The sequence below is a fragment of the Labilibaculum sp. genome (assembly GCF_963664555.1).
Lineage (GTDB): Bacteria > Bacteroidota > Bacteroidia > Bacteroidales > Marinifilaceae > Labilibaculum.
The window spans coordinates 1,132,652-1,147,477 of sequence record NZ_OY761461.1 but is presented as its reverse complement, the minus strand read 5'-3'; the positions used below and the strand labels follow the sequence as shown (position 1 = coordinate 1,147,477).

Annotated in this window: 12 protein-coding genes and 1 other RNA gene; 8 read left to right on the top strand and 5 right to left on the bottom strand. The window is 35.0% G+C overall.

The window, feature by feature from the left end; all coding sequences use genetic code 11:
- Positions 1-16 precede the first annotated feature (16 nt).
- Together ACKU4N_RS04610 and rho are read right to left on the bottom strand one after the other, a co-directional pair.
- Positions 17-1,204: an ATP-binding protein gene (locus ACKU4N_RS04610; RefSeq protein ID WP_321321042.1), complete on the bottom strand. Its 1,188-nt coding sequence runs from the start codon at positions 1,202-1,204 to the stop codon at positions 17-19.
- A gap of 282 nt (positions 1,205-1,486) precedes the next feature.
- On the bottom strand, positions 1,487-3,292 hold the full coding sequence (gene rho / locus ACKU4N_RS04605) for a transcription termination factor Rho (protein ID WP_321321040.1): 1,806 nt from the start codon (positions 3,290-3,292) through the stop codon (positions 1,487-1,489).
- 314 nt (positions 3,293-3,606) lie between these two features.
- Here rho and ACKU4N_RS04600 point away from each other — a divergent pair, with 314 nt between their 5' ends.
- Together ACKU4N_RS04600 and rpe are read left to right on the top strand one after the other, a co-directional pair.
- Positions 3,607-4,473, top strand: a complete 867-nt coding sequence (locus tag ACKU4N_RS04600) for a sigma-70 family RNA polymerase sigma factor (protein ID WP_289529527.1) — start codon at positions 3,607-3,609, stop codon at positions 4,471-4,473.
- Positions 4,474-4,589: 116 nt separating this feature from the next.
- Positions 4,590-5,240: a ribulose-phosphate 3-epimerase gene (gene rpe / locus ACKU4N_RS04595; protein WP_321321036.1), complete on the top strand. Its 651-nt coding sequence runs from the start codon at positions 4,590-4,592 to the stop codon at positions 5,238-5,240.
- A 123-nt stretch (positions 5,241-5,363) separates the two neighbouring features.
- On the opposite strand, the gene ACKU4N_RS04590 is transcribed toward rpe, so the two are convergent.
- Positions 5,364-6,596 carry an NAD(P)-dependent oxidoreductase gene (locus ACKU4N_RS04590; protein ID WP_321321034.1) on the bottom strand — a complete coding sequence of 411 codons (1,233 nt, stop codon included), beginning with the start codon at positions 6,594-6,596 and terminating at the stop codon, positions 5,364-5,366.
- A gap of 310 nt (positions 6,597-6,906) precedes the next feature.
- On the opposite strand from ACKU4N_RS04590, the gene ssrA reads away from it, so the two are divergent.
- The 6 genes from ssrA (at position 6,907) to ACKU4N_RS04560 (ending at position 11,527) form a co-directional block, all read left to right on the top strand.
- Positions 6,907-7,308: a transfer-messenger RNA gene (gene ssrA / locus ACKU4N_RS04585) on the top strand.
- A gap of 294 nt (positions 7,309-7,602) precedes the next feature.
- Positions 7,603-8,820: a site-specific integrase gene (locus ACKU4N_RS04580; RefSeq protein WP_321321032.1), complete on the top strand. Its 1,218-nt coding sequence runs from the start codon at positions 7,603-7,605 to the stop codon at positions 8,818-8,820.
- Positions 8,821-9,005: 185 nt separating this feature from the next.
- A complete protein-coding gene (locus ACKU4N_RS04575) occupies positions 9,006-9,731 on the top strand; it encodes a transposase (RefSeq protein WP_321321030.1) in 726 nt (241 codons plus the stop codon).
- An 18-nt stretch (positions 9,732-9,749) separates the two neighbouring features.
- Positions 9,750-10,079 (top strand): helix-turn-helix domain-containing protein, encoded by a 330-nt coding sequence (locus tag ACKU4N_RS04570; RefSeq protein WP_321321028.1) that lies wholly within the window; start codon positions 9,750-9,752, stop codon positions 10,077-10,079.
- Positions 10,063-11,234, top strand: a protein-coding gene (locus ACKU4N_RS04565) for an IS3 family transposase (RefSeq protein WP_321316928.1) whose coding sequence is annotated in 2 segments (ribosomal slippage) — positions 10,063-10,309 and positions 10,309-11,234 — 1,173 coding nt in all. Because the reading frame shifts where the segments join, the coding sequence is not laid out codon by codon here. The genes ACKU4N_RS04570 and ACKU4N_RS04565 overlap by 17 nt, the downstream gene beginning before the upstream one ends.
- A gap of 77 nt (positions 11,235-11,311) precedes the next feature.
- A complete protein-coding gene (locus ACKU4N_RS04560) occupies positions 11,312-11,527 on the top strand; it encodes a hypothetical protein (RefSeq protein ID WP_321321026.1) in 216 nt (71 codons plus the stop codon).
- A 189-nt stretch (positions 11,528-11,716) separates the two neighbouring features.
- On the opposite strand, the gene ACKU4N_RS04555 is transcribed toward ACKU4N_RS04560, so the two are convergent.
- Positions 11,717-13,855 (bottom strand): OmpA family protein, encoded by a 2,139-nt coding sequence (locus tag ACKU4N_RS04555; RefSeq protein ID WP_321321024.1) that lies wholly within the window; start codon positions 13,853-13,855, stop codon positions 11,717-11,719.
- A 19-nt stretch (positions 13,856-13,874) separates the two neighbouring features.
- Entirely contained in the window at positions 13,875-14,819 is a 945-nt protein-coding gene (locus ACKU4N_RS04550; protein WP_321321022.1) for a PorP/SprF family type IX secretion system membrane protein, read from the bottom strand.
- Positions 14,820-14,826: the final 7 nt, after the last annotated feature.

Below are 14,826 nucleotides of genomic sequence, written 5' to 3'. Positions count from 1 at the left end.
TTTTCTAACTAATTCTCTAATACAAAAAGCCGAACAACCAAAGAGGTACTTTATTTCCCTCTCCACGTTCTATCATATCGGCAGCAATAAAAAAGTCTTCTGTTCTAAATTTCGATTCAAACGCATCATCACTTCCCGTAATTTCGAAATTATACTTATCATTCACTAAAAAATGACCTCTATCGGTGCTCGTAATATTTCTATTAGGGCCAACCTGATTGTAAAAAAAGGTTTCACGAAGATTACTTTCATTCACATTTTCCGGTGCAATGGCGTATAATAAATTTGTGTTGTGCAAATAAACTTTATTTGGTTTCTTCGATGCATCATTAAAACTCCCCGGAGAATTCAACAAACGAATTAATCTGGCATTTTTTAAATACTTCAGATAATTCATAATCGTAGCTCTCGATGTTTCTACATCGTTTGCCAGCTTACTTACATTTGGTTGAAAAGGAACATTACAGGAAATAATATATAGAAGTTTCTTTAACTTGCAAAGGTATTTTAATTCTATTTGGTTCAAGTAGGTAATATCAAACTCCAACATCAAATTGATCATTTTCAAAAGATTATCCATAAAGCTTTTCTCCTCCTGGTAACAAGGATAATATCCAAACCTAAGATAATCATTAAAATAAGCCAACGGACGAACTTTACTTAGAATTTCTTCAACAATCCCCTCATGATTCTCTAACAATTCTTCCAGTGTGTAACGGGGAAATTGATTTCCCGACTCATAATTTAAAAATTCTCTAAAAGACAAGCCATTTAAGTAGTAAACACTTACACAATCTTTCAAATCTTCATTTGTCTTAATTCGAAGAATTGATGAACCGGTAAAAATAATCTTCAAATCGGTGTATTCCTCGTAGCAGGTTCGCAAGCTTTTTGCCCATTCAGGAAATTTATGAATCTGATCGAGTAGCAATATTTTACCTCCTCTTTTATAAAATTCATCGATAAAGGGAACCAATCCTTTCTCAGTAAAGAATAAATTGTTTAAGTTGATGTATAAGCAATTCTTATCGTTGGCATGGTGCTCACGAATATAATCCAGTAAAAAAGTTGTTTTTCCAACTCCTCTGGATCCTTTAATGGCTATCAAGCGTTGTGACCAATCAATTTCATCGGCCAACTCACGTCTAATAGTTCCTTTCTTATGCTTCAACAAACTATTATGAGTCTGTACTAAAGTGTTCATTTTTTGTCGGATTTACTTCGCAAATTTATGGAATAAAAGCGGCATTTTGCAATCTAGAGATTACAAAAAACTTTTCTTTTTGCTATTTATACTTATTTAAAATAAGATGCACTCCATTCGTAAGTCTCTAGGGATAAGAAATCTAGTCCCAAACACATTTCTCACACGAGCCTTATTCCTTTGTGAAATTTCACTGTAAATTAACACTTTCAGTTTAACACAAAAAGAAAGGGTAATGACTGAAATCACTACCCTTTATATCTTTAAAAAACAAAAAGCAATTTACTTATCGTTCATTGAGATTAAGAATTCTTCGTTCGATTTTGTTTTTCTTAAACGATCTTGCAAGAATTGCATTGCCTCAACGGAATTCATATCTGTTAAATAATTTCTAAGAATCCAGATGCGATTCAATTGATTCGGATCAAGAAGCAGATCGTCCCGACGAGTACTTGAAGCTGTTATATCAATTGCAGGGAAGATTCGTTTATTAGACAGCTTACGATCTAACTGAAGCTCCATATTACCGGTTCCTTTAAATTCCTCAAAGATAACATCATCCATTTTAGAACCAGTATCAGTTAATGCAGTTGCTAAAATTGTCAGCGATCCACCATTCTCAATATTTCTTGCAGCACCGAAGAAACGTTTTGGTTTGTGCAATGCATTTGCATCTACACCACCCGAAAGAACTTTACCAGAAGCAGGTGAAACAGTATTATAAGCACGAGCCAATCGGGTAATTGAATCTAATAAAATTACAACATCATGACCACACTCCACCATACGCTTGGCTTTATCCAAAACGATATTGGCAACACGAACATGGCGCTCAGCTGGTTCGTCAAATGTAGATGAAATAACCTCAGCATTTACGCTTCGAGCCATATCTGTAACCTCTTCAGGGCGCTCGTCGATCAATAAAATAATCATATAAGCTTCTGGATTGTTTGCAGCAATAGCATTGGCTATTTCTTTTAAAAGAACAGTCTTACCTGTTTTCGGCTGTGCAACAATCAGTCCTCTTTGTCCTTTACCAATTGGAGCGAACATATCAACAAGACGTGTTGACATTGAATTCATTCCTTTTCCTGTCAAATTAAATTTCTCATCCGGGAATAACGGAGTCAAATGATCGAAAGGTACACGATCCCGAATTACCTCAGGCAATCTGCCGTTAATCTTTGCAACTTTAATTAATGGAAAATATTTCTCACCTTCTTTTGGCGGACGAATTGTTCCATTAACAGTATCTCCGGTTTTTAAACCAAATAATTTGATCTGCGACTGCGACACATATATATCATCAGGAGAATTTAAGTAATTGTAATCCGACGAACGTAGGAAACCATAACCATCAGGCATAATTTCCAAAACACCCGAATTGTCAATTATTCCATCAAACTCAAACAGTTTCTCTTTCTCACGTTTTTCAAAACGCTTTCTATTTGGATTCTCTTGTCTTTCCGTCTTCTCTGGCTTATCAGACACATCCCGGCCTTCTGTTTTTACCTGTTCTTCAGCAACATCCGCCCCTTCAGGCTTATCTTGACGCTCTGGTTTATCCTGACGTTCCGGTCTTGGTCTTGGTGATCTTGCAGGTCTCGGTGGTCTTGCAGGTCTTTCGCTCCTCTGTGCATTTTCATTTGCAACAGGAGGCTCTAAAGCTGAGGGTTTTGATTGCTCTTCGCTTTTCTCGTCAACAAGAATGCTTTCAGCTTTCTCAACAACCGGTCTTATTTCTCGTGTGGGTTTTCTTGGAGCGTCTTTTGGTGCTGTAACTTCTTCTTGAGTAGTCTCATTACTTACAGCATCTCTAACTGGTTGTTCCGGCTTTTTTCTTTTATGCAAAAGCGATCTGGATCGCCCTTCATCAGCCTTACTATCTCCCATTGGACTCTTAGGTCTTTTTAAGGGAGTCTTTTTTTCTGGTGTTTTTCTTTCAGAAGCTACAATTGCCTGTTGATCAAGGATTCTGTAAATTAAATCCTGTTTCTTAAAAGACTCAATTTTTTTAACATTGAGTTCTTTAGCGATTTCTCGTAATTCAGGCACAAGCTTCTTGTTTAATTCAAGAATATCGTACATAAATGATATATTAATATTTTTCGGGTGATTTTTTTAGATAGAAATTGTTTTGAACAATTGGGAACCTGATCTTTCGACCTCTAAATGAGAAGAATTAATCTGAATTCAATTGCAATATTACGGAATTAGTTATAAATCACAAAAAATAAATGATTTTATTATTCAAATTGATGCCTGATGTCGCAATATAAGTTTATTAATCTCAAAATAAACCTTTTGAAAGCGCTGCAAATTTCTTTTTCAAAATGATTTTGCTATATTTAAATATAAACGAGAATAACCCACTCGTATATAAATACCATTCAAAACCCACTATGAGACAGCTAAAAATTACTAAACAGGTAACCAACAGAGAGACTCCCTCACTCGACAAGTATCTTCATGAAATTGGAAAGGTCGATCTTATTTCTGCAGAAGAAGAGGTTCAACTTGCCAGGGAGATCAAAAAAGGTAATAAAAAAGCTCTGGATCGACTTATTAAATGCAATCTACGTTTTGTTGTTTCCGTATCAAAGCAATATCAAAACCAAGGCCTTAGTCTGCCCGATTTGATTAATGAAGGAAACTTGGGACTAATAAAAGCGGCTCAAAGATTTGATGAGACCAGAGGTTTTAAATTCATATCATATGCTGTTTGGTGGATCAGACAATCCATTTTACAAGCATTAGCCGAGCAAGCCCGAATTGTTCGTTTGCCGTTAAATAAAATTGGTTCTATTAATAAAATCAACAAAACATTCGCTCAACTGGAGCAGGAATATCAGCGCGAACCCTCTCCTGAAGAAATTGCTATTATTTTGGAGATGAGCCCAAAAGATGTAAAAGAAGCACTTAAGGCTTCTGGAAGACACATCTCTATGGATGCTCCAATAAATCCTGACGAAGAGAATACTCTTTACGATATATTGCTTAGCAATGATGAAATTAGTCCGGATAAAAAACTAATTCGAGATTCACTTCGCAAAGAAATTGATCGTTCCTTATCAACACTTTCGAAAAGGGAGGCAGCTATTATAAGATTGTATTTTGGCTTAAATGAAAAGCCTCCTTATTCTCTTGAAGAAATTGGAAAAGAATTTGGCTTAACACGAGAACGGGTCCGCCAAATTAAAGAGAAGGCAATCAAGCGAATGAAGACAACATTTAGAAGTAAAATACTAAAAACTTATTTAGGAGAATAAATATTTATTTTAGGGTGAAAAGAAAGGATAAGAATAGATGGTAAATTTTCATTTGCCTCCTCTTATCCTTTTTTACTTATATTTGCGCCATATTTAAACCAAACGTAAACAACCAAATGCAAACATTAATTTCACCTTCACTATTAGCTGCCGATTTCACAAATCTAAAGGCGGATATCGAAATGGTAAACAACAGTCAGGCCGATTGGTTCCACTTAGATATTATGGATGGAGTATTTGTACCGAACATCTCATATGGACTGCCTGTTGTAGAGCAAATAAATAAAATTGCTAAAAAACCGTTGGATGTTCATCTGATGATTATTGATCCGGACCGCTATGTTGAAGCTTTTAAAAAAGCTGGAGCCGACATCCTAACAGTTCATTACGAAGCATGTACCCATCTTCACCGGACGATTCAAAACATTCACAGCCATGGGATGAAAGCCGGCGTATCACTTAATCCACACACACCTGTTTCTGTTTTAGAAGATATTATTTCTGATATTGATTTGGTTCTCTTAATGAGTGTAAATCCTGGTTTTGGCGGACAAAGTTTTATTGAGAACACTTACATTAAAGTTGAAAAGCTTGCTCAATTAATCAAGGATAAAAACGCTTCCGTTATTATTGAAATAGATGGAGGTGTAAATTTGGAAACAGGAAAAAAATTAATTGAAGCTGGAGCCAATGCTTTGGTTGCAGGAAGCTTTGTTTTTGGAGCTGATGATCCAAATCATACCATAACTGAATTAAAAAATTTATAAAATATAAACGGATGTCTCAAAAGAAATTTTAAGATTCTGAGATATTAGCCTTTGAAAATATTCTCGAATAGGGATACATATAAAAAGAGGCTGTTTCGTAATTATGAGACAGCCTCTTTCTTTTTAAACTTTTACAGCATCCTCCCCTTCCAAATAAGCATGAAGATAAGCAAACTGGGGAGTCAGCCTGCCATTTTTTACAATGGTAGCCCGTTCTATCACACCATCAGAATCCTCACCTAAAAGATAATCATAGACATTCTGACACAAAGCCTCTCCAAAATCGATTGATGAATCACGAGGCAATTCACCAGGTAAATTATCCACAGCCATAACAGTTACATTCCTTTTATCCACAAAAGGAATCGCCTCTTCTTCATTAAACCGATCATATCCATAAAACGACGAAGCAATTGTTGAAGCCCGCAATGTTGATGCAATAGGACCATTTAAATCACAGCTTACATCTGCAATTACCGAAATTTTAAAATCATCTTCTTTGTAATCTTCCGGAAGTAAAAATTTAGGCGATTTCGGATCCCAATAATGACAGGCAATAAACAAATCTGTCACTTTAGTAAAAGGCTTAAATGTTGATCGGTACATTTCCGGATTATCGTAAAAATCCTTTAAATTAAATTCACCTCCGTCTTTACGTGCCACATAGTGTTCCGGATCAATTCGGCAAACAACAGGCTCATTAAAATTTTCATGTAAAAATTGTTCCGGTGTAACCTCTTTCAAATTCAAAACACGAAGAGTCTGCATTGCCCCCATTGCAACACGACCTCCGCCGGTAATCAATATTTTTATGGGTTTTAAACTAATCTTTTTCAGATGCAAATACATCTCCTCCATATCCTTACAATAACTAGCTGGCGGTAAATCGAAAAAATCGGTACGCACACCTCTTGCTCTAAGAGCTTTATACGCGCCCACAACACCTGCCCAATGTCCAAAAGCGACCAAACGTCTATTCTGATTGTCCTTTAAATACTCATAATCAATCAGGGTTATATTTTTTTTGACTATTTGCTGCAATAATTCACGATTATAAGCTTGCTGTTTTGCTGTATGAGAAAAAAACAAATAAATTTTATTTGGAATTAAAGTTGGAATAGAAACTTCTTTCACTCCAATCAAAATATCACAATCACGCAAATCATCCGTTAAAAAATATCCTTGCTCCCGGTATTCAGAATCAGTAAAGCAACGAATATCACTCGGCTGAATAAATATACTAACATTAGGATATCTATTGAGAATCTGCAAGCCTGTTACCGGCGGTATTGCAACTCTTCTATCAGGTGGATTTTTAGTTTCCCTAAGAACTCCAATTCTAATTCTTTTGTTCATACGATTCCTTTTTTATAAGCAAGTGTTTGATATTATGCTGGTAATGAGTATTAAGATAACAATAAAAAGAACGATTATCCACATTCCACTGAATTGATTTACGAACACCTCAGATGTCAAACACTTTATTTAGTAATTCTTGAATCTATTATCTCCCGATACACATCATAAAATCACATTAAGTAGACCTTGTTTGTGATTGATCCCTAAATATCTATCGATATAAGATTAAATTTAATACATATCCCGAAAGGTTTCTATGAAAAAATCATGTGAAATGTGTGAATTTTACTAATTTTACATCGATTCTGGGGCTGACGTGGATTTTGACAGCATGATGAATTAATATGTAAGCATGTCGAGCGTTGTTATTCCAGCTCGTAAATATCGGATATCAAACTTTTTAATTGGCGAAAATAACTACGCTCTTGCTGCGTAATCGAATTTTAGTAGATTACACTTTATCACTACTCTAGGAGTGGAGACGAGACATCCAGCTTATGGTTCCACCTTGTTCCGGTAAGTAATTGGATGCTATCAATTCGAGGTTAGTCTACTTCAGGCTTTGGGGAGTGGGCGAAATTAAGAAGATAAGATAAAGTCTCGGGTGTGCTTTCCCTAACTTTATACGAAAATTAATAAATCACTACACATGTAGAAAGCTTATTGATCGCGTGTTTGGACCAGGGTTCGATTCCCTGCAGCTCCACAATTTTGAGGTTAAATAGAACTAAAAGACTGTAAATTCACTGATTTACAGTCTTTTTTATTTATTACCACATCATTTAAACTCAATAAAAAGCAATAGGTAAGTGAACTTTCTGGTGAGTAACTCCACTTTCCAAATCTACTCACCAGAAATCTCATAACAAACTGTATAAAAACAAATTAAAAGTAACTAACTTCATTTTTTCAATTGACATTTATAGGATTTTTTCGTAATTTGAGTGAGTAAATCTCTTATTTTTCTTTCTCAAGATTATAAAACAATTTTAAATGGATGCACATGAACACCTTCACACCAATAGACATCAGCTTTGTAATACGAAAAAGTAAATCCAAGTCAAACCTTGAAAGTCCAATATATATTCGCATTTCTGTAGAAAATGAACGTGTTGAAATATCTACAGGGAGATCAATTTCATCAGAAGACTGGAATAATAAAGCTGGAAAAGCTAATGCCAGAAAAAAAGGAGGTGTTCAGTTAAATAAATTTCTCGATGTATTAAAAAACAACATCTTTGATCATCACACCGAAATGATTAAAAACAGCGAGCTTGTAACAGCAAAAAAGTTAAAGTTAAGATTTCTTGGAAAAGATGAAGAACAAAGAAGTCTTCTTCAAGTTTTCGAATACCACAACAAACAAATGCATGCTTTAATTGGGATCACGTTTGCAAAAGCTACTACAAAAAGGTATGATACAACTCTAGATCATATTAGAAATTTCTTAAAGCATCAATATAAAATTAATGATATTCCTTTACGTCAAATTAAATATTCCTTTATTACCGACCTGGAGCATTATTTTAAAACTGTACGAAAATGTAATCACAACAGCTCTTTGAAATACATTAAAAACTTTAGAAAGGTGATAAATCTAGCTCTTAAAAATGAGTGGCTTGATAAAGATCCTTTTGCTAAATATCAAGCAAAACTAGTTGAAGTAAAACGAGAATTTATAACCAAAGAGGAATTACAAAGATTGGAAAATCTTAAAATAAAGATTAAACGTTTGGATATGGTTCGTGATATGTTTGTATTTGCATGTTATTCCGGCCTTGCCTATATTGATATTTCCAACCTTACCACTGATAACATCCGCATTGGTATAGACGGATATCAATGGATCATTATGGAACGAGAAAAAACAAAAACTCCATCAAATCTTCCTCTGCTTCCTAAAGCTGCTGAACTTGTGAAGAAATATGAAGATTTTCCAGGAAAGAAAACCGAAGACCATATTTTTCCAAACTATAGCAATCAAAAATTAAATGCCTATTTAAAAGAATTAGCTGACCTGACATCAATCGATAAAAATATAACTTTCCATATTGCTCGACATACTTTTGCTACTACAGTAACATTAGCCAATGGAGTACCTATTGAATCTATTAGTTCAATGCTTGGACATAAAAGTATTCGAACTACTCAAATTTATTCTAAAGTGATTAATGAAAAAGTGAGCAAGGATATGAATAAACTTAAAAAGATGTTGAAATAATCGTTTTTTAAATCTTTTTTTCTAACACCAACCTCCAATCAATACTTTCTATCCTCTTATAAATTTTTCAACAATACATTACTTAGGGCTTGCTGAAAAACATTCAATCTCTTGATGTTCAGTAAATTAATCTATTTTCAACTAGTAAGTGTGCATGGTTTTTATTATCTTAAAGTCATGCACTTATGATAAAATATTCATTTCATTCTCAATTAACGATCGAAGAATTCAAAACACCTTTCGAAAGGAATCTGTCAAAAGAGAATCGTTGGGTAAAATTAAGCGAAGTCATTCCATGGGATCATTTGGCTGTTTACTACATGAAAACAATGAGCACTGAGACTGGTCGTACAGGCATTTCACCACAAACAGTGATTGGAGCAATGATAATAAAACATAAGCTCAAGCTTAGTGATGTTGAAACCATTGAGACCATTAAAGAAAATCCATACATGCAGTTCATGCTTGGTTTAAGTGAATTTCAAGAAGCACCAGTCTTTGATTCATCTTTGTTTGTTACAATAAGAAGGAGGATGTCAGCAGAATTATTTGATCAGTTCAATCAGGAGATTATTAAATGTGCTGAGGCCAGGAAAGATCATGGACACAACAAAAGAAACAGGGATGAAGAGGGAAATCCTAAAAACAGAGGCAAGTTGCAAATGGATGCCACCGTTGCAGATCAGGAGATAAAGTATCCTACAGATCATGACTTGTTAAATGACTCAAGGATTATTAGTGAACGGGTTATTGATTTTTTATCTGTAGCTTTATCTCTGGAAAAAAAGCCAAGAACCTACCGGCGAAAAGCTCGTAAGGATTTTTTAAACCTATTGGATATTCCGGATCATGTTGACCCCTCTTTTCAAAATAACACAGGTTTTGGTTCTTTAGTGGCAGAAAGTAGATGACCACTAAAACGAATGCAGATGGCTGGAAAACCAAAACCTATGAGTCAGATCAAACAATTACTGCGCTTGCATCAGCAAGGAAGCCCAAAGAAAACCATAGCCAGGGATCTGGGTGTAAGCAAGAATACCGTGAAGGCGTACCTGGATAAACTATCCCGATTGAAAACGGATGTTGACAGCCTGTTGTTGCTGGATGATCCCGTATTGGAAGCCAGGTTTCATCCCGGTAATCCAGCCTATAAGGATGAACGCTTTGAGCATTTTAAGGGAAAACTGGACATGCTACATTTGTTGGTACAATGGTTACGCCCGAAATTCTTATATTTAAATTATGGCGAAACATTATGAAACAGAATTTAAGTTGATGATTGTGAATCTACTTAAATCGGGACAAAGCGCGAAGCAAGTGTCTGAAGATTACGGATTAAACGACAGCATGATTCGAAGATGGCGAAGAGAAACATTAAGCAATAAAGAATCTTTCACAGGAAAAGGTAATATTTCTTTAAGTCCGGAACAGCAAGAGATATCCCAGTTAAGAGCAGAATTAAAAGAAACTAGATTAGAACGTGATATATTAAAAAAGGCGGTCAGCATCTTCTCCAAGAGCGACAATTGATCTATAATTTTATGGATAAGCATAAAAAGATATATCCTGTTGGGAAGATGTGTAAGCATTTAAAAGTAAGCCGGAATTCATATTACCACTGGAAGTCAATTAAACTTACCAAAAAGAAGTACTCAAGAAAAGCGATTCTGGTAAATGAGATTAAAAAGATATTTAAAGACAGTAGACAAACCTATGGAAGTCCGCGTATTCAGGTTGAATTGGAGAAGATTGGATATAAAATATCTAGAACTTATGTTGGTAAACTAATGAAGGCAGAAAACATTCGGTTCAAGCCTAAAAAGCGATTTATTAATACAACTTACTCTAAGCATGGTTATAAGATTGAAAAAAACACTCTTGACCGGCAATTTAAAGTTGAACAGCTAGGTAAAGTATGGGTATCTGACATTACTTATATTAGAGTTAATGACAAGTGGATTTACCTCACAACGATGATTGATTTGGCGGATAGACAAGTTGTTGGTTGGTCGTTAAGTAAAGATATGACCTATGAAAACACGGTTCTTAAGGCATGGAATATTGCACGTAAGCGAAGACAAATAATAGATGGATTTATTCTTCATTCGGATAGGGGCGTTCAATATGCCTGCAATAAAATAAGGGATATTTTTATGGATAATGATAAGATAAACAGAAGCATGAGCAGAAAGGGAAACTGTTGGGATAATGCCGTAGCTGAAAGCTTTTTTAAAACGATCAAGTCGGAAATGATATACCGAAACAAGTTTAAATCATTTACTCATGCATATAACCATGTATACGATTACATCGAAAATTGGTACAATGTTAAAAGAATACACTCTAGTTTGGGATATAAAACACCTTTAGAAAAAGAAATTGAATTAAGAGCTTATTATAAATTAGCGGCCTAATCTTTTTGTACCATATTTTGTTGCAATTCCAAAATCATGTTGAAGGAAAATTCGGACAAGCCAAAAGAGGATACAACATGAATAACATTAGAGCTAAAAGACTTGATACATCGCAGTCATGGGTGAGCTGTATCATATTTGTTCTTAATTTGCTTCGATTGAAGCAAATTTTTATGCCTCTTGCTCAAATGAGTATAAGTTCGATAAATATCTACTCAATATGGAAAATCATGCTCATAAAAATGTTAGGATATGAAAAACCGACAAAGTTTGCTTTATCCGTTTTTCAGTAAACCCTACTTAAATTTATTTTGTAATAATTTATTTCCTATCATCTCCACAAAAAAGGCAAATAAATCACCCTATGGTTCCTGCTACCATTAAGAACCAGAACACTTCATTTTTTCCTGAAATTAAAAATGGCACAATTCTTGGAATGGTAAAAATAATGGTCGATAATATTGTAATTGTATGTATACAGCCTATAATTCCAGTACTTTCACCTCGGTTCTGCGATTAGCCTGATGCTCTGCCTTACTACATTCTACACCATTGTAGCAATGATTAATCAATTTTGTTTCACCATAACCCTTGGCCACAATTCTATCTTTTGCAATTCCATTTTCAATGATGTATTTCACGGCAGATTTGGCTCGTCTTTCTGATAAAGCCATATTATACGCATCACTACCTCTTGAATCAGTATGGGAACTCAACTCAATTTTCAAACTTGGATTGTCATTCATTACCATAACCAGCTTGTCAAGTTCCAAAGCAGCATCTGGTCTAATCTCAGATTTGTCCAAATCATAGAAAATATTCTCAAGCACAAACACTTTTCCTACCTCTACTTTATCCACCAATTTTTCGATATGTAATTTATTGCCTTCAATATTAGAAGTGCTAAAACTTCCTGGTTCAGCAAAAACTCCTTCTTTGTGATACTCTATTGTGTATTCAGTATTTCGATCAATTGGACTATTCATATTTCCCTTGTCACCAGTTACAAGATCAACTATGTCTCCAGTGTTCATATTTATCAATCTGATATCCAAATGTGAAACCGGTGAACGATCTCCGCGATACAATACAACTCCTGCTAATTCAAGGCTGTTATCTCTGGATTGATACAAATCGCAATGCACTTCAATCTGATCCTCCAATTCACCTCTGCCTACTAAGCCCGTTCCAATATTATACATCAACTTTTCAGACGTAAGCTTAAAATTCTGTACAGCATCTACTAAGAATTTAAATACTCCATCTGCTCCCGTATAAACTTCTTGAATTGCTTTACCGTTCTCATCAATTAATTTTACCATACTATTAGGCAGAATTTCATGAGTTTCATCATGATAAACTTTCCCTTTAATCAATCTTCTTACAATTTTAAACTTATAAATATCATCGTACGATTCACCTTTTACTCTATTCGAAGCCAAATAGCCTTTACCATTTTTTAAAACGAAGGAAAAATCATCCTTAGCTGTATTTATTGGGTATCCCATGTTAATTAGAGTATCAGAATCAAGGTCTTTTATCCAGAAAATATCCAAACCTCCAAGACCGGCATGTCCTTTGGATGCAAAATAAAAGCTATTGTTGTTTGCAATAAAGGGTGACATTTCATTTTCTGGTGTGTTAATTGTATTGCCTAGATTGACTGGTTCGTTCCAACTTTCACCATTTCTTTCTGCATAATAGATATCCGTCCCTCCAAATCCACCTGGTCGGTCAGAAATGAAATACAAGCGTTTCCCATCCGCCGAAAGACTCGGATGACCAGTAGAATATCCATCCATGTTAAAAGGCAAAAGTTTTGGGCTAGACCAATGCTCCCCTTCTTTCTTACAATGATAAAGCTTAATGCTAACTACTCCAGAATCATCTTTTTGAGCTCGTTTGCTGTCTGATACGTAGTTCCTTGTGAGAAACATTTCATCACCTGCTTTGTTAAAACATACAGGACCATCGTGATAATTCGTAGCTAGCCTGCTAGAAAGCAACTTCACATCCAGCAATTGATCTTCTTGATTGATATTGGCAACATATAGCCTCAAGTAATTTTGATCGTTCCAGCCGTGATTTCTTTTGATCAGTTTAGGCATTGCTTTCGCTGATGAAAACACAAGCTGGTCCTTGTAAAAGGCAGGACCAAATTCTGAAGCTTCAGAATTAATCAAAACTGGTGCTATTTGATAACGTGTGGAATCATCTCTTAAAGACATTAGAAAACGAGGATCTATTTTGCTTCTTGGCTTTGCATTTTCAAAAGCCAAATACTTGTCCATGTATATCTTTGCCTTATCGTATTTTTCATTGCTTTGAAGCGCCTTGGAATAATGATAATAATCTTCCGATTCGTTATCCGTAAGGTTAACCAATTTGGAATAATACTTTTCCATTTTAACCGTATTGTTCATCATCCGGTAAGAAACGGCCAATTGCCTGGTAATATATCGATTTACACTGTCCTTCTTCCAAAGTATTTCATATAGCTCTACCGCATCACCATAGGCAAATGAATTAAAATATTTGTCAGCTTTCGATAATAATTGTGCCTGCAACTGAACACAAATCAGTGAGAAAACAAGACTGAGTGCTAATGTAAGTTTCTTCATCTTTCAATTCAGTATTAGGTTAGAAATATCTAGGTGTCATGATTTTTTTCTTGTTGAACTGGAAATCGAATGCTACCATAATCTCATGCGTTCCATTATTATATCTTCTCATTTCTGATTCGGTTAGGTCGAATGCATAACCAACACGCAATTGATCTGACAACTGGTAGTGAATTAAAAAACTCATTGAATCATCAATGCGGTATGATGTTCCAAGCCACAACTGATCGTAGAGTATGAAATTTGCTGACAAATCAATTGATACCGGAGCATTCCAAACTATTTTAGACAAGATTGACGGCTTTAATTTGATATAGTCATTTAAATCGAATAAAGCTCCTGTTGTCAGAAAATAGTGACGTTCCTTATATCCCAAACTGGTTGTGTTGATTCCATCATTGTCGTAATTATTCTTCAACATTCTTGGAATCGACACTCCCAAATAAAAACGATCGGTATAGTAATACAATCCCAAACCAAAGTTCAAAATGAACTGTTCCTCAAAATTCTGAGCAAAAGTTCCATCGTTCTGTTGATCTAAGGTTAGGTTCATTAAATCAATTTGGATCATATCAAATCCACCTTTCAAGCCAAAAGACAATTTTCCTTTTTCACCCAAAGTTAAATGATAAGCAAAATCAGTGTAAAAACTATTCTGTTTTACTGGTCCCAATTCATCATTAATAAAAGCAAATCCAGCGCCAATATCATACCTTGTAATGGGTGCACTTAAAGTTAAAGTACGCGATTTTGGAGCGCCATCAAATCCTACCCACTGTTCACGCGCCAAGAACATTGCACTCATCATATCAGTACTACCTGCATAAGCTGGATTTACAGTTAAAGGATTATGCATGTATTGAGTATACATTGGATCCTGTTGTGCTTTCCCCTGTTTAAAGCAAGGGAAAACCAACAAGAATAATACAACGTATTTTAGAGAATTAAATCTAGATCTATTCATAATGTTT

Coding starts and splice junctions, on each gene's coding strand:
- ACKU4N_RS04555 (WP_321321024.1), bottom strand. CDS start 13,855: ATGAAGAAACTTACATTAGCACTCAGTCTTGTTTTCTCACTGATTTGT.
- ACKU4N_RS04560 (WP_321321026.1), top strand. CDS start 11,312: ATGAATAACATTAGAGCTAAAAGACTTGATACATCGCAGTCATGGGTG.
- ACKU4N_RS04600 (WP_289529527.1), top strand. CDS start 3,607: ATGAGACAGCTAAAAATTACTAAACAGGTAACCAACAGAGAGACTCCC.
- ACKU4N_RS04580 (WP_321321032.1), top strand. CDS start 7,603: ATGAACACCTTCACACCAATAGACATCAGCTTTGTAATACGAAAAAGT.
- rpe (WP_321321036.1), top strand. CDS start 4,590: ATGCAAACATTAATTTCACCTTCACTATTAGCTGCCGATTTCACAAAT.
- rho (WP_321321040.1), bottom strand. CDS start 3,292: ATGTACGATATTCTTGAATTAAACAAGAAGCTTGTGCCTGAATTACGA.
- ACKU4N_RS04575 (WP_321321030.1), top strand. CDS start 9,006: ATGATAAAATATTCATTTCATTCTCAATTAACGATCGAAGAATTCAAA.
- ACKU4N_RS04590 (WP_321321034.1), bottom strand. CDS start 6,596: ATGAACAAAAGAATTAGAATTGGAGTTCTTAGGGAAACTAAAAATCCA.
- ACKU4N_RS04550 (WP_321321022.1), bottom strand. CDS start 14,819: ATGAATAGATCTAGATTTAATTCTCTAAAATACGTTGTATTATTCTTG.
- ACKU4N_RS04570 (WP_321321028.1), top strand. CDS start 9,750: ATGGCTGGAAAACCAAAACCTATGAGTCAGATCAAACAATTACTGCGC.
- ACKU4N_RS04610 (WP_321321042.1), bottom strand. CDS start 1,204: ATGAACACTTTAGTACAGACTCATAATAGTTTGTTGAAGCATAAGAAA.